The organism is Pseudomonas sp. NPDC089422 (assembly GCF_044749405.1).
In the GTDB taxonomy this organism is placed as follows: domain Bacteria; phylum Pseudomonadota; class Gammaproteobacteria; order Pseudomonadales; family Pseudomonadaceae; genus Aquipseudomonas.
Window position 1 is genome coordinate 385,686 of sequence record NZ_JBIVHW010000002.1, and the last position, 22,283, is coordinate 407,968.

21 protein-coding genes are annotated in these 22,283 nt (G+C 64.1%); 14 read left to right on the forward strand and 7 right to left on the reverse strand.

The annotated features are described in order from the left end of the window. Window positions 1-74 precede the first annotated feature (74 nt). The 7 genes from cpdA (at window position 75) to ACIPZ8_RS05430 (ending at window position 8,225) form a co-directional block, all read left to right on the forward strand. Window positions 75-878 (forward strand): 3',5'-cyclic-AMP phosphodiesterase, encoded by an 804-nt coding sequence (cpdA, locus tag ACIPZ8_RS05400; protein WP_400720224.1) that lies wholly within the window; start codon window positions 75-77, stop codon window positions 876-878. A gap of 145 nt (window positions 879-1,023) precedes the next feature. Further along, window positions 1,024-1,632, forward strand: coding sequence for a YqiA/YcfP family alpha/beta fold hydrolase (locus ACIPZ8_RS05405; protein WP_400720226.1), 609 nt, complete (start codon window positions 1,024-1,026; stop codon window positions 1,630-1,632). 35 nt (window positions 1,633-1,667) lie between these two features. Next, window positions 1,668-3,572, forward strand: coding sequence for a DNA topoisomerase IV subunit B (parE, locus tag ACIPZ8_RS05410; protein ID WP_294333176.1), 1,905 nt, complete (start codon window positions 1,668-1,670; stop codon window positions 3,570-3,572). Beyond that, on the forward strand, window positions 3,569-4,555 hold the full coding sequence (locus tag ACIPZ8_RS05415) for an esterase-like activity of phytase family protein (RefSeq protein WP_400720228.1): 987 nt from the start codon (window positions 3,569-3,571) through the stop codon (window positions 4,553-4,555). Before parE ends, ACIPZ8_RS05415 begins: the two co-directional genes overlap by 4 nt. Next, the gene (locus ACIPZ8_RS05420; RefSeq protein WP_400720230.1) at window positions 4,552-5,070 is read left to right on the forward strand and encodes a TIGR02281 family clan AA aspartic protease; all 519 of its coding nucleotides are present in this window, start codon (window positions 4,552-4,554) and stop codon (window positions 5,068-5,070) included. Before ACIPZ8_RS05415 ends, ACIPZ8_RS05420 begins: the two co-directional genes overlap by 4 nt. Before the next feature lie 10 nt (window positions 5,071-5,080). Then, window positions 5,081-7,339, forward strand: a complete 2,259-nt coding sequence (gene parC, locus ACIPZ8_RS05425) for a DNA topoisomerase IV subunit A (protein ID WP_400720232.1) — start codon at window positions 5,081-5,083, stop codon at window positions 7,337-7,339. A 175-nt stretch (window positions 7,340-7,514) separates the two neighbouring features. Further along, entirely contained in the window at window positions 7,515-8,225 is a 711-nt protein-coding gene (locus ACIPZ8_RS05430; RefSeq protein WP_400720234.1) for a membrane integrity-associated transporter subunit PqiC, read from the forward strand. Between the two features lie 96 nt (window positions 8,226-8,321). On the opposite strand, the gene ACIPZ8_RS05435 is transcribed toward ACIPZ8_RS05430, so the two are convergent. Continuing rightward, window positions 8,322-9,785 (reverse strand): histidine kinase, encoded by a 1,464-nt coding sequence (locus tag ACIPZ8_RS05435; RefSeq protein WP_400720236.1) that lies wholly within the window; start codon window positions 9,783-9,785, stop codon window positions 8,322-8,324. A 135-nt stretch (window positions 9,786-9,920) separates the two neighbouring features. Between ACIPZ8_RS05435 and serB the strand changes: the two genes are divergently transcribed. Then, the gene (gene serB, locus ACIPZ8_RS05440) at window positions 9,921-11,135 is read left to right on the forward strand and encodes a phosphoserine phosphatase SerB (RefSeq protein WP_400720238.1); all 1,215 of its coding nucleotides are present in this window, start codon (window positions 9,921-9,923) and stop codon (window positions 11,133-11,135) included. Between the two features lie 58 nt (window positions 11,136-11,193). Here serB and asd read toward each other — a convergent pair whose 3' ends face one another. From asd to ACIPZ8_RS05455, 3 genes are read right to left on the reverse strand one after another with little or no spacing between them, the layout of a single operon-like run. Beyond that, a complete protein-coding gene (gene asd, locus ACIPZ8_RS05445) occupies window positions 11,194-12,057 on the reverse strand; it encodes an archaetidylserine decarboxylase (RefSeq protein WP_400720240.1) in 864 nt (287 codons plus the stop codon). Further along, complete coding sequence (locus ACIPZ8_RS05450) at window positions 12,054-12,881, reverse strand: rhodanese-like domain-containing protein (protein ID WP_400720242.1); 828 nt, start codon at window positions 12,879-12,881, stop codon at window positions 12,054-12,056. Before ACIPZ8_RS05450 ends, asd begins: the two co-directional genes overlap by 4 nt. A gap of 44 nt (window positions 12,882-12,925) precedes the next feature. Further along, window positions 12,926-14,461: an HDOD domain-containing protein gene (locus ACIPZ8_RS05455; protein WP_400720244.1), complete on the reverse strand. Its 1,536-nt coding sequence runs from the start codon at window positions 14,459-14,461 to the stop codon at window positions 12,926-12,928. 130 nt (window positions 14,462-14,591) lie between these two features. Between ACIPZ8_RS05455 and motA the strand changes: the two genes are divergently transcribed. Both motA and motB read left to right on the forward strand, forming a co-directional pair. Beyond that, window positions 14,592-15,443, forward strand: coding sequence for a flagellar motor stator protein MotA (gene motA, locus ACIPZ8_RS05460; RefSeq protein ID WP_103445905.1), 852 nt, complete (start codon window positions 14,592-14,594; stop codon window positions 15,441-15,443). 3 nt (window positions 15,444-15,446) lie between these two features. Further along, window positions 15,447-16,481 carry a flagellar motor protein MotB gene (gene motB / locus ACIPZ8_RS05465; protein ID WP_400720246.1) on the forward strand — a complete coding sequence of 345 codons (1,035 nt, stop codon included), beginning with the start codon at window positions 15,447-15,449 and terminating at the stop codon, window positions 16,479-16,481. A gap of 33 nt (window positions 16,482-16,514) precedes the next feature. Here the strand turns inward: motB and ACIPZ8_RS05470 are convergent, their stop codons facing one another. Both ACIPZ8_RS05470 and rsgA read right to left on the reverse strand, forming a co-directional pair. After that, complete coding sequence (locus ACIPZ8_RS05470) at window positions 16,515-16,994, reverse strand: molecular chaperone Tir (RefSeq protein ID WP_400720248.1); 480 nt, start codon at window positions 16,992-16,994, stop codon at window positions 16,515-16,517. Window positions 16,995-17,107: 113 nt separating this feature from the next. Next, a complete protein-coding gene (gene rsgA / locus ACIPZ8_RS05475) occupies window positions 17,108-18,139 on the reverse strand; it encodes a small ribosomal subunit biogenesis GTPase RsgA (protein WP_294333146.1) in 1,032 nt (343 codons plus the stop codon). Between the two features lie 141 nt (window positions 18,140-18,280). Between rsgA and orn the strand changes: the two genes are divergently transcribed. Further along, window positions 18,281-18,823: an oligoribonuclease gene (gene orn, locus ACIPZ8_RS05480; RefSeq protein ID WP_400720250.1), complete on the forward strand. Its 543-nt coding sequence runs from the start codon at window positions 18,281-18,283 to the stop codon at window positions 18,821-18,823. Between the two features lie 91 nt (window positions 18,824-18,914). Continuing rightward, window positions 18,915-19,526, forward strand: a complete 612-nt coding sequence (locus tag ACIPZ8_RS05485; protein WP_103445901.1) for a trimeric intracellular cation channel family protein — start codon at window positions 18,915-18,917, stop codon at window positions 19,524-19,526. 301 nt (window positions 19,527-19,827) lie between these two features. Here ACIPZ8_RS05485 and queG read toward each other — a convergent pair whose 3' ends face one another. Then, window positions 19,828-20,892, reverse strand: coding sequence for a tRNA epoxyqueuosine(34) reductase QueG (gene queG, locus ACIPZ8_RS05490; RefSeq protein ID WP_400720252.1), 1,065 nt, complete (start codon window positions 20,890-20,892; stop codon window positions 19,828-19,830). Between the two features lie 64 nt (window positions 20,893-20,956). Between queG and ACIPZ8_RS05495 the strand changes: the two genes are divergently transcribed. Both ACIPZ8_RS05495 and tsaE read left to right on the forward strand, forming a co-directional pair. Then, window positions 20,957-21,817, forward strand: coding sequence for an NAD(P)H-hydrate dehydratase (locus ACIPZ8_RS05495; protein WP_400720254.1), 861 nt, complete (start codon window positions 20,957-20,959; stop codon window positions 21,815-21,817). Next, complete coding sequence (tsaE, locus tag ACIPZ8_RS05500; RefSeq protein ID WP_400720256.1) at window positions 21,805-22,278, forward strand: tRNA (adenosine(37)-N6)-threonylcarbamoyltransferase complex ATPase subunit type 1 TsaE; 474 nt, start codon at window positions 21,805-21,807, stop codon at window positions 22,276-22,278. Before ACIPZ8_RS05495 ends, tsaE begins: the two co-directional genes overlap by 13 nt. Window positions 22,279-22,283 lie beyond the last annotated feature (5 nt).

The following is a 22,283-nucleotide window of genomic DNA, read 5'->3' on the forward strand; positions in this document are numbered from 1 at the left end:
GGTCGGGTGCGAGTGTTTGCTCGCAGCCGTTCCAGCGCCATAATTCGCGCAGTATCCGTTCGAGGAGACGGCCGTTGCCGCACCCAGACCCTTCCCCTGCGCCCGTGCATGTGGTGCAACTGACCGACGCCCACCTGTTCGCCAACCCGGCGGGCACCTTGCTGGGCCTCAATACCCGCGACAGCCTGCGCCATGTGGTGGCCCAGGTCCGTCGCGAGCAACCGCGTGTCGACTTGCTGTTGTGCACCGGTGATCTGTCCCAGGATGGCAGTATCGCGTCGTATCAAGCGTTCCGTGAGCTGACCGGCGAATTTGCCGTACCGACTCGCTGGTTGCCGGGCAACCATGATGAGGCCAAGGTCATGGCCGAGGTTGCGCCGGATCTGGTGCGCTCGGTGACCGACATCGGCAGCTGGCGCGTGGTCATGCTCAACACGGCGGTGTCGGGTGCTACCCATGGGCTGCTCGAGCCGGACCAGTTGTCCATTCTCGACGAAGCCCTGGCCACGGCCGGCGAGCGCCATTGCCTGGTGTGCTGCCACCACCAGCCAGTGGATATCGGTTGCGCCTGGATTGCACCGATCGGTTTGCGCAATGCCAATGAACTGCTGCAGCGGTTGCGCGGTTATCCACAGGTGAAGGCGTTGCTATGGGGGCATATTCACCAAGAGTGGGATGAACGGCGCGATGGCTTGCGCCTGCTGGCCACGCCGTCGACCTGCATCCAGTTCGCGGCGGGCAGCGAGGAGTTCAAGGTAAGCGAGGAGCAGCCTGGGTATCGCTGGTTGCGCCTGCATGCCGATGGGCGGGTGGAAACCGGAGTAGAGCGGGCCAGAGACTTTGAAGTCAGACTCGACTTCAATAGTCCGGGATACTGAAGATTTTGGGGCCGCGCAGCGTCCCCAGCTCTTGAAGAATTTGTTGCTAAATCCCTGCCGCGGCGCCAAAACCCGGCGAACGCGCTACACTGCGCGTCCCTGCGCCCACACGATCGGGCGCGAAGCCACAGATTCCGGGGGCAGCATGTCGGGTTCCATCCTCTATATCCATGGCTTCAACAGCTCGCCGCTGTCCACCAAGGCGCGCCAGCTCGCGGCGGTCATGCAGCAGCTGGGCCTGTCGCAGCAGCTGCGCGTCCCGGACTTGCACCACCACCCACGCCAGGCCATGGTCCAGCTCGAAGCCGCCATCGCCGAGCTCGGGGCGCCCCTGCTGGTCGGCAGTTCGCTCGGCGGCTACTATGCCACCCATCTGGCCGAGCGCCATGGGCTCAAAGCCCTGCTGATAAACCCGGCAGTCACCCCGCACAAGCGCTTCGACGGTTATCTGGGGCCCCAGCGCAACCACTACACTGGCGAGAACTGGGAGCTGACCCTGGACCATGTGCAGGCCCTGGCCGAACTGGAAGTGCCGGCGCCGACCGACCCAGGCCGCTATCAAGTGTGGCTGCAGACCGCCGATGAAACCCTGGACTATCGCCACGCCGAGCAGTATTACCAGGGTTGTGCCCTGCGCATCCAGGCCGGTGGCGACCACAGCTTCCAGGGTTTTGCCGAGCAACTGCCAGGCCTGCTGGCCTTTGCCGGCATTGCCCGGCAGCAGTATGCGGCGCTCGATTTTTCTGTATTTTGATCTTTTTGCATTCACCAGACTGACGACGAGAACCCATGGCCAATCCCAGCGCTAGCGCCTATAACGCAGACGCCATCGAAGTCCTCTCCGGCCTCGACCCGGTGCGTAAACGCCCGGGCATGTACACCGATACCAGCCGGCCCAACCACCTGGCCCAGGAAGTCATCGACAACAGTGTCGACGAAGCCCTGGCCGGCCACGCCCGCTCGGTGCAGGTCATCCTCCACGCCGACCACTCGCTGGAAGTCAGCGACGATGGCCGTGGCATGCCGGTGGATATCCACCCTGAAGAGGGTGTGTCGGGTGTCGAGTTGATCCTCACCAAGCTGCATGCCGGCGGCAAGTTCTCCAACAAGAACTACCAGTTCTCCGGCGGCCTGCACGGCGTGGGCATTTCGGTGGTCAACGCCCTGTCGACCCAGGTGCGCGTGCGCGTCAAGCGCGACGGCAACGAGTACCAGATGACTTTCGCCGATGGCTTCAAGGCCAGCGAGCTGGAAGTGGTCGGCACGGTCGGCAAGCGCAACACCGGTACCAGCGTGTACTTCAGCCCGGACCCGAAGTATTTCGATTCGCCGAAGTTTTCCATCAGCCGCCTCAAGCACGTGCTCAAGGCCAAGGCCGTACTGTGCCCGGGCCTGCTGGTCAGCTTCGAGGACAAGGCCAGCGGCGAAAAGGTCGAGTGGCACTACGAAGATGGCCTGCGTTCCTACCTGGTCGACTCGGTCAGCGAGTTCCAGCGCCTGCCCGACGAGCCGTTCTGCGGCAGCCTGGCGGGTAACAAGGAGGCTGTCGACTGGGCCCTGTTGTGGCTGCCCGAGGGCGGTGACAGCGTTCAGGAAAGCTACGTCAACCTGATCCCCACGGCCCAGGGCGGTACCCACGTCAACGGCTTGCGCCAGGGCCTGCTCGATGCCATGCGCGAGTTCTGCGAGTTCCGCAACCTGTTGCCGCGCGGCGTCAAGCTGGCGCCGGAAGACGTCTGGGAGCGCATCACCTTTGTCCTCTCGATGAAGATGCAGGAACCCCAGTTCTCCGGCCAGACCAAGGAGCGCCTGTCGTCCCGCGAGGCTGCAGCGTTCGTTTCAGGCGTGGTCAAGGACGCTTTCAGCCTGTGGCTCAACGCCCACCCCGAGCTGGGCATGCAGCTGGCGGAACTGGCCATCAGCAACGCTGGCCGTCGCCTCAAGGCCAGCAAGAAGGTCGAGCGCAAGCGCATCACCCAGGGCCCGGCGTTGCCAGGCAAACTGGCCGACTGCGCCGGGCAGGACCCGATGCGTGCCGAATTGTTCCTGGTCGAGGGTGACTCCGCCGGTGGTTCGGCCAAGCAGGCCCGTGACAAGGAATTCCAGGCCATCCTGCCGCTGCGCGGCAAGATCCTCAACACTTGGGAAGTGGACGGCGGCGAAGTCCTGGCCAGCCAGGAAGTGCACAACATTGCCGTGGCCATCGGTGTCGACCCGGGCGCGGCCGACCTTTCGCAGCTGCGTTACGGCAAGATCTGCATCCTCGCCGACGCCGACTCCGACGGCTTGCACATCGCCACGTTGCTCTGCGCATTGTTCGTCCAGCACTTCCGCCCGCTGGTCGAGGCCGGCCATGTCTACGTGGCCATGCCGCCGCTGTACCGCATCGACCTGGGCAAGGAAATCTACTACGCTCTCGACGAAGCCGAGCGCGACGGCATCCTCGACCGGCTGGTGGCCGAGAAGAAGCGCGGCAAGCCGCAGGTCACCCGATTCAAGGGTTTGGGCGAGATGAACCCGCCGCAACTGCGCGAAACCACCATGGACCCGAACACCCGGCGCCTGGTCCAGCTGACCCTGGACGACGTGCAGGGCACCACCGAGATCATGGACATGCTGTTGGCCAAGAAGCGCGCCGGCGACCGCAAGAACTGGCTGGAAACCAAAGGCAACCTGGCTGAGGTCCTGGTTTGATTCGTCTGCTGGTCGCGGCCTGCCTGACGCTGGTTGCCTTGCCGAGCCTGGCGGGCAACTGGCCGGAACTGAAGCTGGCCTCCGAACACCCGATCGAGGGCATGCGCGGCGGCAACCTGTCCGGCCTGGTCGAGTGCCGGGGCGGGCTGTGGGGTGTTTCCGATCGTGATGACGACCGCATTTACCGCTTCGACCAGCAGGACGCCGTCTGGCGCGGGCAGCCGCTGACCTTCACGCCACCCCCCGTGCCCGAGAGCGGCCTGCCGTGGGGGTTGAAGTCGCGTAACTGGGCGGCCTCCTACGTGCGCGGTGGCGAGCTGGATTACGAAGGCATCACCTGTGACCAGGCAGGCAATCTCTACCTGGTCAGCGAGGCCCATGCGGCGGTGCTGCAGTTGCCTGCCGGGGGTGAACCGGAGTGGCTGAAGATCGACCCGGCGATGGTGCGTCAGGCCCGTGCCAGTGGCATGCTGCTCAACTTCAATGCCTTGTTCGAAGGCCTGGCCATCAACTCGCAAGGTGACCGCCTGTGGCTGGCGGCCGAGCGCGAGCGGCGTGGCCTGGTGGCCATCGAGCGCCAGCAGTCGGTGTGGACCTGCGGGCGCAGCTGCGTGTTGCTGAGCGAAGCCGGGGTCGAGATGCAGCCACCACAGATGCCTGACCCCCGGGCACTGTCGCGCGACTTTGCCGACCTCGCCTGGTTCGAGGGCAAGCTGTTCACCCTCGAGCGCAATGCCTACCGCGTGTGCCGACGTGATGCCGACAGTGGCAAGGTCGAGCAGTGCTGGTCATTCGCCGCCGAGGCGCTGGTGCCGGAACGCCGCTACGACCAGCCGTACGGCCTGGCCGAAGCGCTGGTGATCGATGCCAGGGGCGCCTGGATCGGCCTGGACAACAACAATGGTGACCGCGCCGATGGCGAAAGCCGGCCGATCGTCTGGCGCTTCGACGCGCCGCAGGGCGGCTGGAGCGCCACGCCATGAGCCAGCCACCGGGCAAGCGCGCCGGCAAGGTACTGATGATCGTCGCCTGGGTGGCGGGGCTGTTCCTTGCCACGCGTTACTTCGGGCACTGGGAAGACCACGAGCGCAACCCGAACACCCAGGTGCAGTCGTCCCATGGCGACGGCTTCATCGAGGTGCGCCTGCTGAGCAATGGCCAGGGGCACTTCGTGCTGGACGGCGCGATCAATGACCAGGTGGTGCATTTCATGCTCGATACCGGCGCCACCGATGTGGCGATCCCGGAGTCACTGGCCAAGGACCTCAACCTGCAGCGTGGCAGCCCGGTGATGCTGAGCACCGCCAACGGCCGCACCGAAGGCTACCGCACCCGGCTGGATACATTGCAGTTAGGCGATATCCGCCTGCAGAGCGTGCGCGCCCTGGTGGTACCGGGCCTGGACGGGCAGACCGTGCTGCTGGGCATGAGCGCCCTGAAACAACTTGAATTTACCCAGCGCGGCGGCACCATGCTGCTGCGCCAGAACCTGAAATGACGAGGCCCGCATGAGCGACTCACTGGAACTCAGCCTGGACGGCGTCGAACGCCGCTCGCTGGCTGACTTCACCGAACAGGCCTACCTCAACTATTCCATGTACGTGATCATGGACCGGGCCTTGCCGCACATCGGCGACGGCCTGAAGCCGGTGCAGCGACGCATCGTCTACGCCATGAGCGAGTTGGGGCTCGATGCCGACGCCAAGCACAAGAAGTCCGCCCGTACCGTCGGCGACGTGCTCGGCAAGTTCCACCCCCACGGCGATTCGGCCTGCTATGAAGCCATGGTGCTGATGGCGCAGCCGTTCAGCTACCGCTATACCCTGGTCGACGGCCAGGGCAACTGGGGTGCGCCGGACGATCCGAAGTCGTTCGCCGCCATGCGTTATACCGAGGCGCGCCTGTCGCGTTACTCGGAAGTGCTGCTCACCGAAGTGGGCCAGGGCACCGTCGACTGGGTGCCGAACTTCGACGGTACCCTGCAGGAGCCTGCGGTACTGCCGGCACGTTTGCCGAACATCCTGCTCAACGGTACCACGGGTATCGCCGTGGGCATGGCCACCGACGTGCCGCCACACAACCTGCGTGAAGTGGCCAGCGCCTGCGTGCGCCTGCTCGACGAGCCCAAGGCCACCATCGAGCAACTGTGCGAGCACATCCAGGGCCCGGACTACCCGACCGAAGCCGAGATCGTCACCCCGCGCGCCGAAATCCAGAAGATCTACGAAAGCGGCCGCGGCTCGATCCGCATGCGCGCCGTATATCGCGTGGAAGATGGCGACATCGTTGTCACCGCGCTGCCACACCAGGTCTCCGGGGCCAAGGTGCTGGAGCAGATCGCCGCGCAGATGCAAGCCAAAAAGCTGCCGATGGTCGCCGACCTGCGTGACGAGTCGGACCACGAGAACCCGTGCCGCATCGTCATCATCCCGCGCTCCAACCGCGTCGATGCCGACGAACTGATGCAGCACCTGTTCGCCACCACCGACCTTGAGAGCAGCTACCGGGTCAACGTCAACATCATCGGCCTCGACGGCCGCCCGCAGCTGAAGAACCTGCGCGCGCTGCTGCTGGAGTGGCTGGAGTTCCGCACCAATACCGTTCGCCGCCGCCTGCAGCACCGCCTGGACAAGGTCGAGAAGCGCCTGCACCTGTTGGAAGGTTTGCTCACCGCGTTCCTCAACCTGGATGAAGTGATTCACATCATCCGCACCGAAGAGCATCCCAAGCAGGCCCTGATCGAGCGTTTCCAGCTCACCGAGATCCAGGCCGACTACATCCTCGAGACCCGCCTGCGTCAGCTGGCGCGCCTGGAAGAGATGAAGATCCGGGGCGAGCAGGACGAACTGCTCAAGGAGCAGGCCAAGCTGCAAGCCCTGCTGGGCAGCGATGCCAAGCTGCGCAAGCTGGTGCGCAGCGAGCTGATCAAGGACGCCGAAACCTATGGCGACGACCGCCGCTCGCCAATCGTCGAGCGCGCCGAAGCCAAGGCCCTGTCGGAAAACGAGCTGATGCCGACCGAGCCGGTTACCGTTGTGTTGTCGGAAAAGGGCTGGGTGCGCTGCGCCAAGGGCCACGACATCGACGCCACCGGCCTGTCCTACAAGGCCGGTGACGGCTTCAAGGCCGCGGCTGCAGGCCGTTCCAACCAGTTTGCCGTGCTGATCGACTCCACCGGGCGCAGTTACTCGGTGGCCGCGCATACCCTGCCATCGGCACGGGGCCAGGGCGAGCCACTGACCGGCCGCCTGACACCTCCGCCCGGCGCGACGTTCGAGTGCGTGCTGCTGCCAGACGATGAAGCGCTGTACGTGGTGGCCTCGGACGCCGGTTACGGCTTCGTGGTCAAGGGTGAGGACCTGCAGGCCAAGAACAAGGCCGGCAAAGGCCTGCTCAGCTTGCCTAACGGTGCCAAGGTCATGACCCCGCGCCCGGTGGCCGACCGCGAGCAGGACTGGCTGGCGGCGGTGACCACTGAAGGTCGCCTGCTGGTGTTCAAGGTTTCCGACCTGCCACAGCTGGGTAAAGGCAAGGGCAACAAGATCATCGGTGTGCCCGGTGATCGGGTTGCCAGTCGTGAAGAATTTGTCACCGATCTGGCGGTGGTTGCCGAGGGTGCAACCCTTGTATTGCAAGCCGGCAAGCGTACCCTGTCTCTTAAGCCCGACGACCTGGAGCATTACAAGGGCGAACGTGGCCGACGCGGCAGCAAGCTGCCTCGGGGCTTCCAGCGGGTCGACAGTCTGCAGGTGGAAGGGCCTGCATAATCCGACGAAATGTCTGGAACGGCAATTTCAGCGCCGTTCCAGGCAGAAATGCTGGAGTCGGGCCGATATTTCGCGGATGATAGTGCCCCTGCGGTGCCGGCGTGGCCGTGTGCCCGATTGAATCTCTATCAGTATCACTGCGGTTTGCCTGGTGGCGACCGCCTGGATGGGTTGAATGAAATTCCTGCGCCTTCCATTTGCGCTGTTGATGACGGGTTTGCTGGGGCTGAGCGGGTGCAGCATGCATCAGCCGGTTGCCCTGTACCAACTCGACAGCGGTGATCCTGGCCAGCCTTCGCAGAGTGCGGGCATGGCCGTGGTGCTCGGCCCGGTGTCGGTTGCCGATTACCTGCAGCGCGAAACCTTCTTGCAGCGTCAGGCCGATGGCAGCCTGAGTTCGGCGACCGACGGTCGTTGGGCCGGTAGCCTGTCGGCAGACATCGATCAGCTGCTGGTGCGCCAGCTGGCCTGGCGCCTGGACAGCCAGCGCGTGGTGCTGGCCCCGGCCAGCACGGGCTTCACCCCGGACGTGCAGGTGCTGCTGTCGATCACGCGCCTGGACTCGGGCAAGAACCAGCCAGCGATTCTCGATGCGCAATGGCGCCTGCTCGACCGCCGTGGCCATGTGCGTGACAACCGTATCGTGCACCTCGAGCAGCCGCACGAGGGTAGCGAGTTGTCCCAGGTTCAGGCCCAGGGGCAGCTGCTGCAGAAGCTCGCCGAGCAGTTGAGCACGGCGGTCAAGCCGCTGGCCAATCAGCCGGCGGTTGCCGAAGAGGCACCGAAGAAGCAGGCAGCGCCGGTACAGGTCAAGAAAGAACCCGGGAAGTCGAAGATCCCGATGGCTTCGCCGATTCGCACCGATATGGAAGTCTATCGGTTCTGATCGAACCGCCACCCACAAAAAAGCCCGCGACCAAGCGGGCTTTTTTGTGGGTGTCTGAAATTGCTGGGGCCGCAAAGCGGCCCCAGGGATCTGAAGTCAGGCCCGGCGCTCGTGCATGCGCGCCAACTGACGCTCCAGCATCGAAGGGTAAGGCTCCATCAACCGCTCCACACAGCATGCTCCTTCAGGGCTGGCGATCGGGCGGATACGAGCGCGCTTGCGGATCAGCTCGTCATCACTGATCTGCCGCTCCACCAGCAGCAGGTTGCGGCTGTGTTGCGACAGGGCCAGCGCATCCTGGGCCTTTTCGGCCATCAGCAGGTCGACCTGTTCCAGCCCCTGCAGGTCGTCACCCAGGGCCAGGCCCAGCTGCAGTTGCAGGGTGATGCCGCTGTCGGCCACTTCGATCTGCAGGGCATGGCCCAGCGCACGCAGCAACTCGCCACAGCAGATGGCGTTGGTCAGGTAATCCTCACCGCAGTCGCGGCTGTGGAACAGCACCAGCGTGCTGCCATCGTTGAGCGTGTGGATGTCGCCTTCATACAGCGAGGCAGCCTGCTCCAGGCAGCCACGATAGCGTTCCAGCAGCTCGGTCAGGCGTGTGCGCGGCAGGCGGCGCAGTTGTTCCTGGGAGCCCAGTTGAACGGCCAGCACCGCCGTGTTCTGCGGCTCGTCGGACTCGACCACGGCCGGCTTGGCCGCCGGTTGCTCTTCGTCGTCCAGCAGCCCGGCAAAGGCCTCGTCGTCATCCTCGTCCGCCTGGACCACAGCCTTGGCGCGCTGAGCGGGCTTGGCCGGGACTTCGTCGTGCAGGTCGTCGAACTCGTGTTCGTCCTCTTCTTCCTCCGGTTCCGGCTCAGGCGGAGGTGGCGGCGCCAGGCGCGCATGAAGCTGGCGAGCGATGTCGCCGATCTCGTCCTGGCGGTCGATGGCCGGGGTGTAAGGGTGCGGGTCACGCAGCCAAACCCGCAGCTGCAGCAGCGGCAGGGTGATGTGGCGACCTTGACGCAGGCTCAGGCTCAGCGCCAGGGCCAGCAGGATGGCGGCGAGGATGCCCATGCTCTGCAGGCTGATCAGCATCGGCTGCTGGAACTGGCTCATGTCCAGGCTGATGCGCAGCTGACCGGCGGTCACGTCCTGGAACGTGATCTTGGTCTGGTACAGGCCCTCGGCTTCACCCAGCAGGCTGTTGCGCGGGCGCTGGCCAGCCTCGGCGAGGATGCGGTTGTCCACGCTGTAGATGGCCGCATGGGCCACCAGCGGGTTCTTCACCAGGTTGCCCAGCAGCACGTTGAGGCTGAGGATGTCGTTGGACACCAGCAGCTCGGTCGCCGAGGTGGCGGTCTGGGTGGTCAGGCTCTGGCCGAGGGCGTCGGCCTGCTCGTGCATGGCCTGCTTGAACTGCAGGCCCATCACGCAGGCATAGATCACCAGCGCCAGCGCCACCAGGAAAATGTTGGTGGTGGCGATGCGTAGTGCCAGGGGCACGCGACGTTGGCGCAGGGCTCGGAAGATCATGATGAAGAAGTTGTCGGTTTTGACGGGCGTGGGCCGGTTCACAGAGCGCGGCTCTTAATGGCATAAAAGTGTTGGGCAGTATAGCGAGCAGTGTTTTGTCGGCAAAGTAGAGTTGGCGCCCGATGGTCATGGAAAATCGGTAGAATGCGCATTTTTCATCGAAGTCGGAGCCAGGTTGTGCGCGAAATCGTTCTGATCAACATCACCGGTGAGGACCGTCCGGGTCTCACCGCCGCCATTACCGGCGTCCTGCTCCAGGGCGGTGTGAACATCCTCGACATCGGCCTGGCGGTCATGCACGGCACCCTGTCGTTCGGCATCCTGGTCGATATCCCGGATAACGAAGTGGCTACCGGCCTGCTGCAGAGCGTGCAGTCCAAAGCCCACGAGTTGAACCTGCAAGCGCGTTACACGCCGATCTCCGAAGCCGACTACCAGCATTGGGCCGATGCCCAGGGCGAAGCGCGACATATCGTGACCCTGCTCAGCCGCAAGATCACGCCCGAGCAGCTGCAACGCGTCAGCGCCGTCATCAGCCAGTATGGCCTGACCATCGAACGTATCGAGCGCCTGTCGGCGCGGGTTACCCTGGGCGCGCCGAGCGAGAAGGGCAAGGCAGCGCTGGAAATTTCCGTGCGTGGCGTGCCGAGTGACGCCCAGGCATTGCGTGCGGATTTCTTCGCGTTGTCGGAAGAGCTGAACATCGACATCGCATTCCAGAAGGACGACCTGTTCCGCCGCAATCGCCGCCTGGCAGTATTCGACATGGACTCGACGCTGATCGAGGCTGAAGTCATCGATGAACTGGCCAAGGCAGCCGGCGTGGGTGAGCAGGTTGCTGCAATCACCGAGCGGGCCATGCGTGGCGAGCTGGACTTCCGCGCCAGCTTCAAGGAGCGCATGGCGCTGCTCAAGGGCCTGGATGTCGGCGTACTCGACGAGATCGGTGCTTCCCTGCGCCTGACCGAAGGTGCCGAGAACCTGTTCGCCGAGCTCAAGCGTCTGGGCTACAAGACGGCGATCCTGTCCGGTGGCTTCTCGTACTTCGCCAGGCAGGTGCAGGCGCGCCTGGGCATCGACTACGTGTTCGCCAACGAACTGGAAGTGGTCGATGGCAAGGTGACCGGCGTGGCCGTGGAGCCGATCGTCGATGCCCAGCGCAAGGCTGACCTTCTGCAGCAGCTGGCCAGTGAAGAAGGCCTGCAACTGGAACAGACCATCGCCGTGGGCGATGGTGCCAACGACCTGCCGATGCTGTCGCTGGCCGGCCTGGGCGTGGCCTTCCGCGCCAAGCCGCTGGTGCGCCAGTCGGCCAAGCAGGCTATTTCCACCTTGGGGCTGGATGGCGTGCTGTACCTGTTGGGCCTGCGCGACCGCGACGCCCGCGGCTGATCCGCCGTAAAAAAAAGGCCCTGCATGTTCATGCAGGGCCTTTTTTTTGGCCATGTGATCAAGCCTGGGCAGGGGTCGCCAGCAGTTCGCCCATGCGTACAGCCGAAGCTGCGCCCAGTGTCTGGGCCCATTTCACTTGCTCCGGGCCGAACAGCACGATGGCGGTCGAACCCAGCTTGAAGCGGCCCAGTTCGGCGCCTTTTTCCAGGTGAATCGGCGCACGGCTTTGTTCGTCGTAACGGAAGGTCTTCAGCTCACGCTTCGGCGGAGTGACCAGACCTGCCCATACGGTCTCGATCGAAGCGACGATCATGGCGCCAACCAGTACCACGGCCATCGGCCCGCGCTCGGTATCGAACAGGCACACCACGCGTTCGTTGCGGGCGAACAGCTCCGGAACGTTCTCGGCAGTGGTCTGGTTGACCGAGAACAGGCGGCCCGGCACGTAGACCATTTCGCGCAGGGTGCCGGCCAGCGGCATGTGCACGCGGTGGTAGTCCTTCGGCGACAGGTAGATGGTGGCGAACTCACCGCCCATGAACGGCGCGGCCAGTGCCGGATCACCACCGAGCAACTCAAGCGCGCTGAAGCTGTGGCCCTTGGCCTGGAAGATACGACCGTGCTCGATCGGGCCCAGCTGGCTGACGGCACCATCGGCCGGGCAGAGGATTGCGCCCGGGGTTTCGTCCAGCGGGCGTGCACCTGGTTTCAGGGCGCGGGTGAAGAAGGCGTTGAAGTGCTCGTAGGCGGTGAGGTCCTCGACCAGCGCTTCGCTCATGTTCACCTGGTAGCGCTTGGCGAACCAGGCGGTGAAGGCGTTCTTGAACCAGCGCGCACGGCACTCGGCGACGCAGCCAGCCAGGCGCGACAGCAAGTGGTGCGGCAACAGGTACTGGCTGAGGATGAACAGACGGGATTTCATTGAGTTGATTGTCCTTGAACTTCGACAGGCGTGTCCGGGTGGTTGCCCCATTCGCTCCACGATCCGGCATAGGCCTTGATGCGTGGGTAGCCGAGGGACTTGGCCACCAGGTAGGTGAAACCGGAGCGGCGGTGGGTCTGGCAGTGGGTGATCACTTCCTTGTCAGGCGTGATGCCCAATTGTTGCAGGACTTCAGCGATGTCCTTGCGGATGCGCAGATGGTCGTTGAGGTCCATGCCGGCCGTCCACTCGAAATTGACGGCACCGGGAATGTGCCCAGCCTTGGCGGCCAGGACTTTTTCGCCGTTGAATTCCTGCGGGCCGCGGGCATCCCAGACCACCAGGTCGTCGGCGCCCAGGCGGCTTTGCAGGTATTCGCGCGTGGCGGTCGGCTCGCTGTGCAGTTGCAGTTGCACGGGGGCATTGCCCGGCGTTGGCACGTCGGTGGAGAGCTTGTCCGCTGGCCAGGCCTGGATGCCGCCATTGAGGTAGTGGTAGCGCGCATGGCCGATGACATCGAGCAGCCAGATGAAACGCCCGGCCCAGCCGCCACCTTCGTCGTCGTATACCACATAGACGGCATCGTCACGGTGGCCCAGTTCGCTGAACAGCTTTTCCAGGTCGCCCAAGGCCGGCAGCAGGCCGGGCGCCGGCGGCTGGCCGAGCTGGGTGCGCTTGCCCTCGACGAAGCGGGCGCCGGGGATGTGCCCGCTGACATAGCGGTTGGCGCTGCTCAGGTCGACCAGGATCAGTTGGGGTGAAGCCAGGCGCGGCAGCAGGTCTGCGGCTTCGATCACCAAAGGCAGGCCGGAAAAGTCAGTCATCCACGTTCTCCAGTGTGGAAAGAGGGGCGATTGTAGCGCAAGGCTCAGGCGCCGCGGTTGGCAAACACCGCCAGCGCACGCTCGATACATTGCGAAGTCTTGCCGAAGGCCTGCACGCTGACATCGGCCAGTGGCTTGCCACCCTGGTCGGCCACGGCCAGCATCAACACCTGGTCGCCGACGGCCAGCGAGCGCAGCAACAGGTGTTCGCTTCGGAACAGCGCACGCAACGGCGCTGGCAGCAGCGCCGAGAACTGGGCGTGGTTCTCGGGCGTCAGGCGCAGTTGGCCGACCTTGCTCATCAGCTTTTGCAGCAGCTTGTTCTGCTCGATGTCCAGGGTGATGCCACCTGCTTCCTTGGGCAGGCCGGCGATCTGCTGTACGCGCAGGTAATCGGCGGCCTTGTCCAGGCTCAGCAGCATGATGCGCTGCATCCCGCAGGCTTCCAGCGCTTCGCGCGCATGGGTGGCCAGGTGAACGGCATTGGTGAACGGGCTTGGTTGTGCCAGCATGCCCTGGCACAGCTTGCGCCAGCGGCCGAGGTCTTCGCTGGAGGGCGGTGGCGGCGTCAGCATGTCCGGGTGCGGGCGGCGCTGGTGCCAGGGCCAGATCAGCGCTTCGGCGGGGTGGAACAGGGCATGACGGGCGTGGCGCCGGGCGCTGGCGGCTGCTTGTTGGTGAACCTGCTGTTGCACGTCTTCCAGCGAGGTCTGCAGGTAGAGCGCGGTCAGCAGTTGCCAGCGCAGCAGATGCGGGTTGTCCCAGCCCACCTGCGCCGCCAGCGCCAGGTTGTTGGCCAGCAGCACAGTATTGGCCGGTTCGTTGAACCAGCGGCGCAAGCCGGGTGCTTCGTCCAGCCGATGCTGCTGGCTGAGCAGGTCTTCTTCACGGGCGATGCTCAGTACCAGGGCCAATTGGTCGCGCTCTTCGAGCAGCAGGCGATAGCCTTGCGTCACCCACTTGGGCAGGCGCCAGTGTTCGGCCATGGCCTGGCACAGGGCGAAGATGCGCACGCCGAACAGTTCCTGCTCCACGTCTGCCGCGGTTTCGCCCTTGTGAATGACCCGCAGCTCCCAGGCGTCCAGCAGCTTGGGGTAGGCCAGGGCCAGCGGCCACAGGGGGGCGAGGAACAGCAGGCTGCCCCAGTGGATCTCCTGCCACAGGCGCGCCAGGCGGCTGGCAAACAGACCGTTGGCCTGTTGCGCGGCGTGCTGGCTGATCAACAGGAATTGGCGCAGCACGGGCGGGATGTCGTCTTCCGGCAGGGCAGGCAGGCGCATCAGCAGTTCCCTGCTGCGTGCCAGGCCCAGGCGGTTCAGGGCAATTTCCAGGCTTTCAGCCGGTTCGGCCTGGCTGGCGTTGGCGGGGTGGTTGGCCTCGCGCATCACCGACAGCACCAGGGCGGGGCTGTCCTGCATCAGTTCGGCAATTTCGCGCAACGAGCGGCGACTGTCGTTGATTGCGCTCATGACCCGGTCGTAACTCTGCTTGGGTACGGGCACACGAACACCATCGAGCAGCTTGACCCAGGCCTCTAGGGTACGCGGATTCTGAGTGGGCACCTTGGATTCCATTGGCATTTTGACATCAGTCCGAACTGGCTTTTCGCTTTTAGTGGCTATAGTCTGGCGCAGTTCTGCCGATAAGTAGAAGAAGAGTTTTAAAGCTCCCGTCCCTCTCCCTGACCACGACAGCAAGTGCTTTGATCCTATGGCTAAAATTATCGGCATCATCGTCGTATTCGCGAGCGTGCTCGGCGGATATGTACTCTCCCACGGCAAGATCGCGGCGCTGATCCAGCCGTTCGAAGTGCTGATCATCGGCGGTGCAGCCTTTGGCGCCTTCATGCAGGCCAACCCTGGTTACATGACCATGCATGTAATCAAGAAGTCGATGAAGATGTTCGGCTCACGCTTTTCCCATACGTTCTATCTGGAAGTGCTGGGCCTGGTGTACGAGATCCTCAACAAGAGCCGTCGCGAAGGCATGATGGCGATCGAGAGCGATATCGAAGACGCCGCCGCCAGCCCGATCTTCGCCAAGTACCCGGCGGTGTTGGGCGACGAGCGCATGACCGCGTTCATCTGCGACTACCTGCGCATCATGTCCACTGGCAACATGGCACCCCATGAGCTCGAAGGCCTGTTCGACATGGAGCTGCTGAGCATGAAGGAAGAGCTCGAGCACCCGTCGCACGCGGTTACCGGCATCGCCGACGGTATGCCTGGCTTCGGTATCGTGGCGGCGGTGCTGGGTATCGTGGTGACCATGGCGTCGCTCGGTGATGGCGACCAGAAGGCCATCGGCATGCACGTCGGTGCGGCACTGGTCGGTACCTTCTTCGGTATTCTTGCGGCCTACGGCTTCTTCGGCCCGTTGGCCAAGTGCCTTGAGCACGATGCCAAGGAAGAGCTCAACCTCTACGAATCGATCAAGGCCTCGCTGGTGGCCTCGGCGTCCGGCATGCCGCCTTCGCTGGCCGTCGAGTTCGGGCGCAAGGTGCTGTATCCGAAGCATCGTCCAAGCTTCGCCGAGCTGGAACAAGCGGTTCGCGGTCGCTGAGTCATGGAGAACAATCAGCCGATAATCATCAAGCGCGTCAAGCGCTTCGGTGGCGGGCACCATGGCGGCGCCTGGAAGATCGCCTTCGCCGACTTCGCCACGGCGATGATGGCGTTCTTCCTGGTGCTGTGGCTGTTATCCACGGCTACGCCTGAACAGAAGATCGCCATTGCCGGCTACTTCAAGGACCCGATCGGTTTTTCCGAGAGTGGCACGCCTTACATCATCGACCTGGGTGGCTCGCCGCAGCTGGCGCCGGAAAAGACCATCAACCCGGAGCAGAAGTCCGAGCCCACGCCTGACACCAGCATCCAGCTGGACAAGGACCAGGTCGAGACCATGGCCGAACAGGTCGAGCGCGAGCGCCTCGAGTTGCTGCTGCAGGAACTGCAGAACAAGGTCGAGGAAAACCCGCAGCTGCAGAAGTTCAAGGACCAGATCCTGTTCGAAATTACCCAGGACGGCTTGCGCATCCAGATCATGGATGCCGAGAATCGGCCGATGTTCGACATCGGCAGTGCGCGCCTGCAACCGTATTTCGAAGACATCCTGCTGGCCATGGCCGACACCATCAAGGCGGTGCCGAACAAGATCAGTATCAGTGGGCACACCGATGCCAAGCCGTACTCCGGCACTGGCGACTTCGGTAACTGGGAACTCTCGGCCAACCGTGCCAACGCTGCCCGTCGAGCCCTGGTGGCCGGTGGCTACCCGGATGGCCAGGTGGCGCGGGTAGTGGGTTATGCCTCGTCGTCGCTGTTCGATCGCAAGGACCCGTTCAACCCGGTCAACCGGCGTATCGACATCATCGTCCTGACCAAGAAGGCGCAGCGCAACATCGAGGGTGAGCAGGGTGCACCCGAGGCGCCAGCCCAGCCGGCTCCGCCAGCAGGAGCAGCGCCCGGGGCCGCGGCCCCGGCAGCACCGTCGGCAGGGGATGCGGCTGCCCAGGCGCCGATGCAGCCGCGTGAGCTGCGCCAGAAGCTGAACATCTTCGAGGACGGGACCTTGAAGATGGATGAGCAAAAGAACCAGTAACGGTCGACAGGGGCCGCAAAGCGGCCCCAAGACTCAGAACCCCCGCCTGATCTTGGCCTTGAGATCGGCATGAAAGAAATCCGCATTGTCCCGGTCGACACTCGATCCACGCTCCGCTGGCAGAATCATCGCCCGCTGAAACGTGCACTCATCGTGATACGCCCGCACGAACAGGTCGATATGTGACCGTTGGCGCATAACTGGCCACCTGTCGAGCTGCTCAGGTAACTCGCAGCCCCCGCTGAGATAGAAACTCACCCGTCGATTGGCTGTTATCGCAGCCTCCAGCAACCTGGCCGTCCACCAGTCATCGCCGGCTTCTGCGGGGAGCAGGCCGATCCAGTGGGTTGCATCGTTTATCTGTTGGCAGGCGCTGCCATGAGCGTCTTCGCGGGTGTGCCCGTCGGCACCGAACTCCACCAGCTGCGCGGTGATGCCTTCGAGCAGCAGGCGTTCGTTGAGGATGAAGGCGTCAAGCCGCTCTTCGTGGCGGTAACTGATAAAAACCGGCATCGCCGATGCCCTCCCTGATAGAAGTCATGACCTTCAGGGAAAGCGACAGGCAGGGCAATAGATGGCAGGGAAACCGGAGGCGTCCTACGCGCCCCGGTAACGATTCCTACAAGTCAGTAACTGTCTTCTGGCAAGCTGGCGATGATCGAACGGTAGCTGTTCATCCGCTGCGGCTTGATGCGGCCGTCTTCGAGGGCCTTGAGCAATGCGCATCCCGGTTCGCGATCATGCTTGCAGTCGCGAAAGCGGCAGGTACCGAACAAATCGCGGAATTCGATGAAGCCGTCTTCGACGTCGTCGCGGCTGACATGGCCGAGGCCGAATTCGCGGATGCCCGGCGAGTCGATCAGGTCGCCGCCGTTGGGGAAGTGGTACAGGCGCGCCGTAGTGGTGGTGTGCTGGCCCTGGCCAGACCATTCGGAGAGGTCGCCGACACGGGTGCCGGCCTCTGGCAGCAGGCTGTTGACCAGCGACGACTTGCCCACGCCAGACTGGCCGACGAACACGCTGATGTGCCCGTCGAGCATCTGCTGCAAGCGCAGCATGCCGTCGCCGTGGTGCGCGGAGACTTCCAGCAGCGGGTAGCCCAGGTCGCGGTAGACCTCGAGCAGTGCGTGCAGACCCGGGCCGTTCTCTTCATCGATCAGGTCGGCCTTGTTCAGCAGCAGCAGCGGGCGGATGCCGGCGTGCTCGGCGGCCACCAGGTAACGGTCGATCAGGTTCGGGTGCGGCTCCGGTGCCGGGGCGAAGACGATCACGATCAGGTCGACGTTGGCCGCGACCGGCTTGAGCTGGCCGTGGTTGTTCGGCCGGCACAGCTCGGTGCTGCGCGGCATCTGCGCGACGATCACGCCGATGCCCTGGTTGCCGGCGCGCCAGACCACGCGGTCGCCAGTGACCAGCGCCGGCAGGTTGGCCCGCAGGTGGCAGCGGAATACCTGGCCGGCGGCTTCGCCGTCCTGGGCTTCCACCTCGACCTGCACACCGAAGTGGGCGATCACCAGGCCCAACTGTTCCGGCCCCAGGTCGCCGCCCTCCAGCTCCTGCAGCACGTGCTGCTCGCGTTTGGCGGCGCGAGCGGCGCGTTCGTTCTGGATTTTTTCGATACGCCAGTTCTGGCGACGATTGAGCTGGCGTTTGGCCATGGACCTTCCAAGGTGGGGCAAGTTGAAAACGGCAGGCAGTTTAGCACGCCAGCTCGCTGACCATTCTGGTTACCTTTGCGCCGCGCATGCGCAGGCTGGCGTCGCTAGGCTAATATGACGGCCTATACGAGGAGCCCCTTCATGCAGAACCCACAGAACCTGATCTGGATCGATCTGGAAATGACCGGCCTGGATCCGGACCACGACGTCATCATCGAGATGGCCACCATCGTCACCGACAGCGAACTCAACACCCTGGCCGAAGGCCCGGTGATCGCCATCCACCACAGTGACGAAGTGCTGGCGCGCATGGACGAGTGGAACACCCGCACCCATGGCGCCTCGGGCCTGACCCAGCGCGTGCGCGAGAGCAAGATCAGCATGGCCGAAGCCGAAGCGCAGACCATCGCCTTCCTCGAACAGTGGGTGCCAAAAGGCAAGTCGCCGATCTGCGGCAACAGCATCTGCCAGGATCGTCGCTTCCTCTATCGGCACATGCGCGGCCTGGAAAACTACTTCCACTACCGCAACCTCGATGTCTCCACCCTGAAGGAGCTGGCCGCGCGCTGGGCGCCGGATGTGCGTGACAGCTTCAAGAAGGGCAGCACCCACCTGGCGCTGGACGATATCCGCGAGTCGATCGCCGAACTGCGTCACTACCGCGAGCATTTCATCAAGGTGTGAGCCGAAAGGGCGCAGATATTGTGCTCGCGCCCTCTTTTGGTGCCTCAGGCAACTGGTTAGACTGCGCGCCTTTCCCGCACGGACCCGCACCATGTTGTTGATGCTCTACCTGATCGCCATTACCGCCGAAGCCATGACCGGTGCCCTGTCCGCCGGCCGCCGCGGCATGGACTGGTTTGGCGTGGTGCTGATCGCCTGCGTGACCGCCCTGGGTGGCGGCTCGGTGCGCGATGTGCTGCTTGGGCATTACCCGCTGACGTGGGTGAAGCACCCGGAATACCTGGTGTTGACCAGCTGCGCCGCGCTCCTGACGATTTTCATCGCACCGATGATGCGCCGTTTGCGTTCGCTGTTCCTGGTGCTGGATGCCTTGGGCCTGGTGGCCTTTACCCTGATTGGCTGCATGACCGCGCTGGAAATGGGGCAGGGCATGCTGGTGGCATCGATCAGCGGGGTTATCACCGGTGTGTTTGGCGGGATCCTGCGGGATATCTTCTGCAACGACATCCCGCTGGTGTTCCGTCGTGAGCTGTATGCCAGCGTGTCGTTCGCGGCGGCCTGGTTCTATCTGGGCTGCGTGTACTTCAAGCTGCCGGCGGAGCAGGCGATGCTGCTGACCTTGTTCGGTGGCTTCCTGGTGCGTTTGCTGGCGATCCGTTTCCATTGGGAAATGCCCAAGTTCCACTACAACGACCAGCAATAAGTGCTCGCCTTGGGGGCTGTGGCGCCTGTGAGATCGAGCGCCGCCCGCGCGGCGCATCGCAGGCAAGCCTGCTCCTACACTTGTTTCGGGCCAATTTCTCCTGCATTCATTGGCGCGCGGCCCCTTGTTTGTACGATGCGATATCGAGTCATGCACCAAGGGTACGCGCGCTAATGGCACAGGCTTTACTGGCCTGAAACAGATGTAGGAGCAGGCTTGCCTGCGATGCGCCGCGCGGGCGGCGCTCGATCTCACAGGCGCTGAAAGACTCCCGGCAAGCACCTGTCAGCACCAGCGCGATCTAAACTAGACCATGCCGGGCCAGCGCCCACTCCACATGCTCACGCACGAGCTCCGACTCATCTTCCCGCCGAGCCTTCAACGCCTCGATCACCGGAATCGTCGACGGCGCATTCCCCAGCCCTACTGCCAGGTTACGCAAAAACCGCTCATACCCGGCCCGCCGCAATGGCCCGCCTTCGGTCTTGCGCAGGAAGGTGCGCTCGTCCCACAGGAACATTTCAGCCAGCTCGGCATTTTCCAGTCCGTGCCGCGGCTGGAAGTCTTGCTCCTTGCTGTGATTGGCAAAACGGTTCCAGGGGCAGACGATCTGGCAGTCATCGCAGCCAAACACGCGATTGCCCATCATTGAACGCAATTCGACCGGAATTGGCCCGCGCAACTCGATGGTCAGGTAGGAGATGCAGCGCCGCGCATCCAGTACGTAAGGCCCGACGAACGCCTGGGTCGGGCAGATATCCAGGCACGCCTGGCAGCGCCCGCAGTGTTCACTGGTATGCGCCTCGTCTACCGGCAGCGGCAGGTCGACGAACAGTTCGGCAAGGAAGAAGTAGCTGCCGGCCTTGCGGTTGAGCAGCAGGGTATTCTTGCCGATCCAGCCCAGCCCGGCTTGCTCGGCAAGGGCCTTCTCCAGCACCGGGGCGCTGTCGACGAAGGCGCGGTAGCCGAACGGGCCGATCGCTTCCTGGATGCGGTCCGCCAGGAACTGCACGCGCTTGCGCACCAGCTTGTGGTAATCGCGGCCCAGGGCGTAGCGCGACACGTAGGCTTTTTCCGGCTGGGCCAGGCGTTGCGCCATCTGCGTGTCGCCGGGGAGGTAGTCCATGCGCAGCGAGACCACGCGTACTGTGCCGGGAATCAGCTGGTCGGGATGGGCGCGCTTGCTGCCATGGGCGCCGAGGTACTCCATTTCGCCCTGGTAGCCGGCGTCGAGCCAGCGTTGCAGGTGCTGTTCGTGTTCGCCAAGGTCGACACCGGCGATGCCGACGTGGGCAAAACCGAGTTCTTGGCCCCAGATCTTGATGGATTGGGCCAGTTGGGCGAGGTCAGGTGTACAGGCGGACATGGATGGGCAGGCAATACGGGCTCAGGTGCGTATAATTCTGCCAGACATTGGAGCCTTTGACCCCATGCCGCAGACCAAACACCCCAGCAATGCCCCGCAACTGCTCAGCAGCGTGACCGTCGCACGCCTGCCGGCGCGTCATGCGCATGCCCATAAAGGCGACTTCGGCCATGTGCTGGTGGTCGGTGGCGACCTGGGCACCGGCGGCGCCGTGCTGCTCAGTGCCGAGGCGGCGCTGCGTTGCGGTGCCGGGCTGGTCAGCGTGGCGACGCGCCCGGAGCACGTCGTGGCCGGGCTGGCGCGCATGCCGGAAGCCATGTGCCTGGGGGTCGAGTCGGCTAATCAATTGATTGCTGTGCTGGAGCGTGCCTCGGTGCTGGTGGTGGGGCCTGGCCTGGGTCAGGCCGCCTGGGGCCGCAGCCTGCTGTCTGCGGTGGCCAATGCCGAGCGGCCGCAGGTGTGGGATGCCGACGCCTTGAACCTTCTGGCTCGCACGCCACTGGCGCTGCCCAGTGGCAGCATCCTCACCCCGCACCCTGGGGAGGCGGCGCGGCTGTTGGGCATATCCACCGAGGCCGTGCAGGCCGATCGCCCCGGGGCGGCGCGCAAGCTGGCACGCCGCTATGCCAGCGTCTGCGTGCTCAAGGGCGCCGGCACCCTGGTGGCGGACCCCACCGGCCAGCTGGCGCTGTGCGAGCGGGGGCATCCAGCGATGGCCGGTGCAGGCTTGGGCGACGTGCTGACAGGCGTGCTGGCGGCGTTGCTGGCCCAGGGGCTGGACGCCTGGGGCGCGGCGGGCCTGGGCGTATGGCTGCACGCCTGTGCCGGGGAGCGCTTGGGCGTCAAAGGTAGAGGCCTGGCAGCCAGTGATCTGGTGCCGGTCATTCGTGAGTTGTTGGAGGAGCATTCTGCGTGTCTGGCTTAACCCTGTTTCTGGCCGATGAAGCGGCCACGGTCGATTTCGGCGCAAAACTGGCCGAGGTGACCGGCGGTCGTGGTGTGATTTTCCTGGAAGGCGACCTGGGGGCGGGCAAGACCACGCTCTCGCGTGGCTTGATCCGTGGGCTGGGCCATACTGGTGCAGTGAAAAGTCCGACTTTCACCGTGGTAGAACCCTACGAAATCGGTGAAGTGCGCGCCTTCCATTTCGACCTGTATCGCCTGGTCGACCCGGAAGAGCTGGAGTTCATGGGCATTCGTGACTATTTCGAGGGCGATCCGCTGTGCCTGTTCGAATGGCCACAAAAGGGTGCGGGCGTTTTGCCAAAGCCTGACCTGACCATTACCATAAGCCCCCACGCGAGCGGCCGCTCGCTTGACCTTTCGCCGCAGGGGGCTCGCGGCGAGGCCTGGTGCGCTGCGCTGGGCGAACACTATAAACAGTAAGTGGG

Coding starts and splice junctions, on each gene's coding strand:
- ACIPZ8_RS05405 (WP_400720226.1), top strand. CDS start 1,024: ATGTCGGGTTCCATCCTCTATATCCATGGCTTCAACAGCTCGCCGCTG.
- parE (WP_294333176.1), top strand. CDS start 1,668: ATGGCCAATCCCAGCGCTAGCGCCTATAACGCAGACGCCATCGAAGTC.
- ACIPZ8_RS05420 (WP_400720230.1), top strand. CDS start 4,552: ATGAGCCAGCCACCGGGCAAGCGCGCCGGCAAGGTACTGATGATCGTC.
- parC (WP_400720232.1), top strand. CDS start 5,081: ATGAGCGACTCACTGGAACTCAGCCTGGACGGCGTCGAACGCCGCTCG.
- ACIPZ8_RS05430 (WP_400720234.1), top strand. CDS start 7,515: ATGAAATTCCTGCGCCTTCCATTTGCGCTGTTGATGACGGGTTTGCTG.
- asd (WP_400720240.1), bottom strand. CDS start 12,057: ATGAAATCCCGTCTGTTCATCCTCAGCCAGTACCTGTTGCCGCACCAC.
- ACIPZ8_RS05450 (WP_400720242.1), bottom strand. CDS start 12,881: ATGACTGACTTTTCCGGCCTGCCTTTGGTGATCGAAGCCGCAGACCTG.
- ACIPZ8_RS05455 (WP_400720244.1), bottom strand. CDS start 14,461: ATGCCAATGGAATCCAAGGTGCCCACTCAGAATCCGCGTACCCTAGAG.
- motA (WP_103445905.1), top strand. CDS start 14,592: ATGGCTAAAATTATCGGCATCATCGTCGTATTCGCGAGCGTGCTCGGC.
- motB (WP_400720246.1), top strand. CDS start 15,447: ATGGAGAACAATCAGCCGATAATCATCAAGCGCGTCAAGCGCTTCGGT.
- ACIPZ8_RS05470 (WP_400720248.1), bottom strand. CDS start 16,994: ATGCCGGTTTTTATCAGTTACCGCCACGAAGAGCGGCTTGACGCCTTC.
- rsgA (WP_294333146.1), bottom strand. CDS start 18,139: ATGGCCAAACGCCAGCTCAATCGTCGCCAGAACTGGCGTATCGAAAAA.
- orn (WP_400720250.1), top strand. CDS start 18,281: ATGCAGAACCCACAGAACCTGATCTGGATCGATCTGGAAATGACCGGC.
- ACIPZ8_RS05485 (WP_103445901.1), top strand. CDS start 18,915: ATGTTGTTGATGCTCTACCTGATCGCCATTACCGCCGAAGCCATGACC.
- queG (WP_400720252.1), bottom strand. CDS start 20,892: ATGTCCGCCTGTACACCTGACCTCGCCCAACTGGCCCAATCCATCAAG.
- ACIPZ8_RS05495 (WP_400720254.1), top strand. CDS start 20,957: ATGCCGCAGACCAAACACCCCAGCAATGCCCCGCAACTGCTCAGCAGC.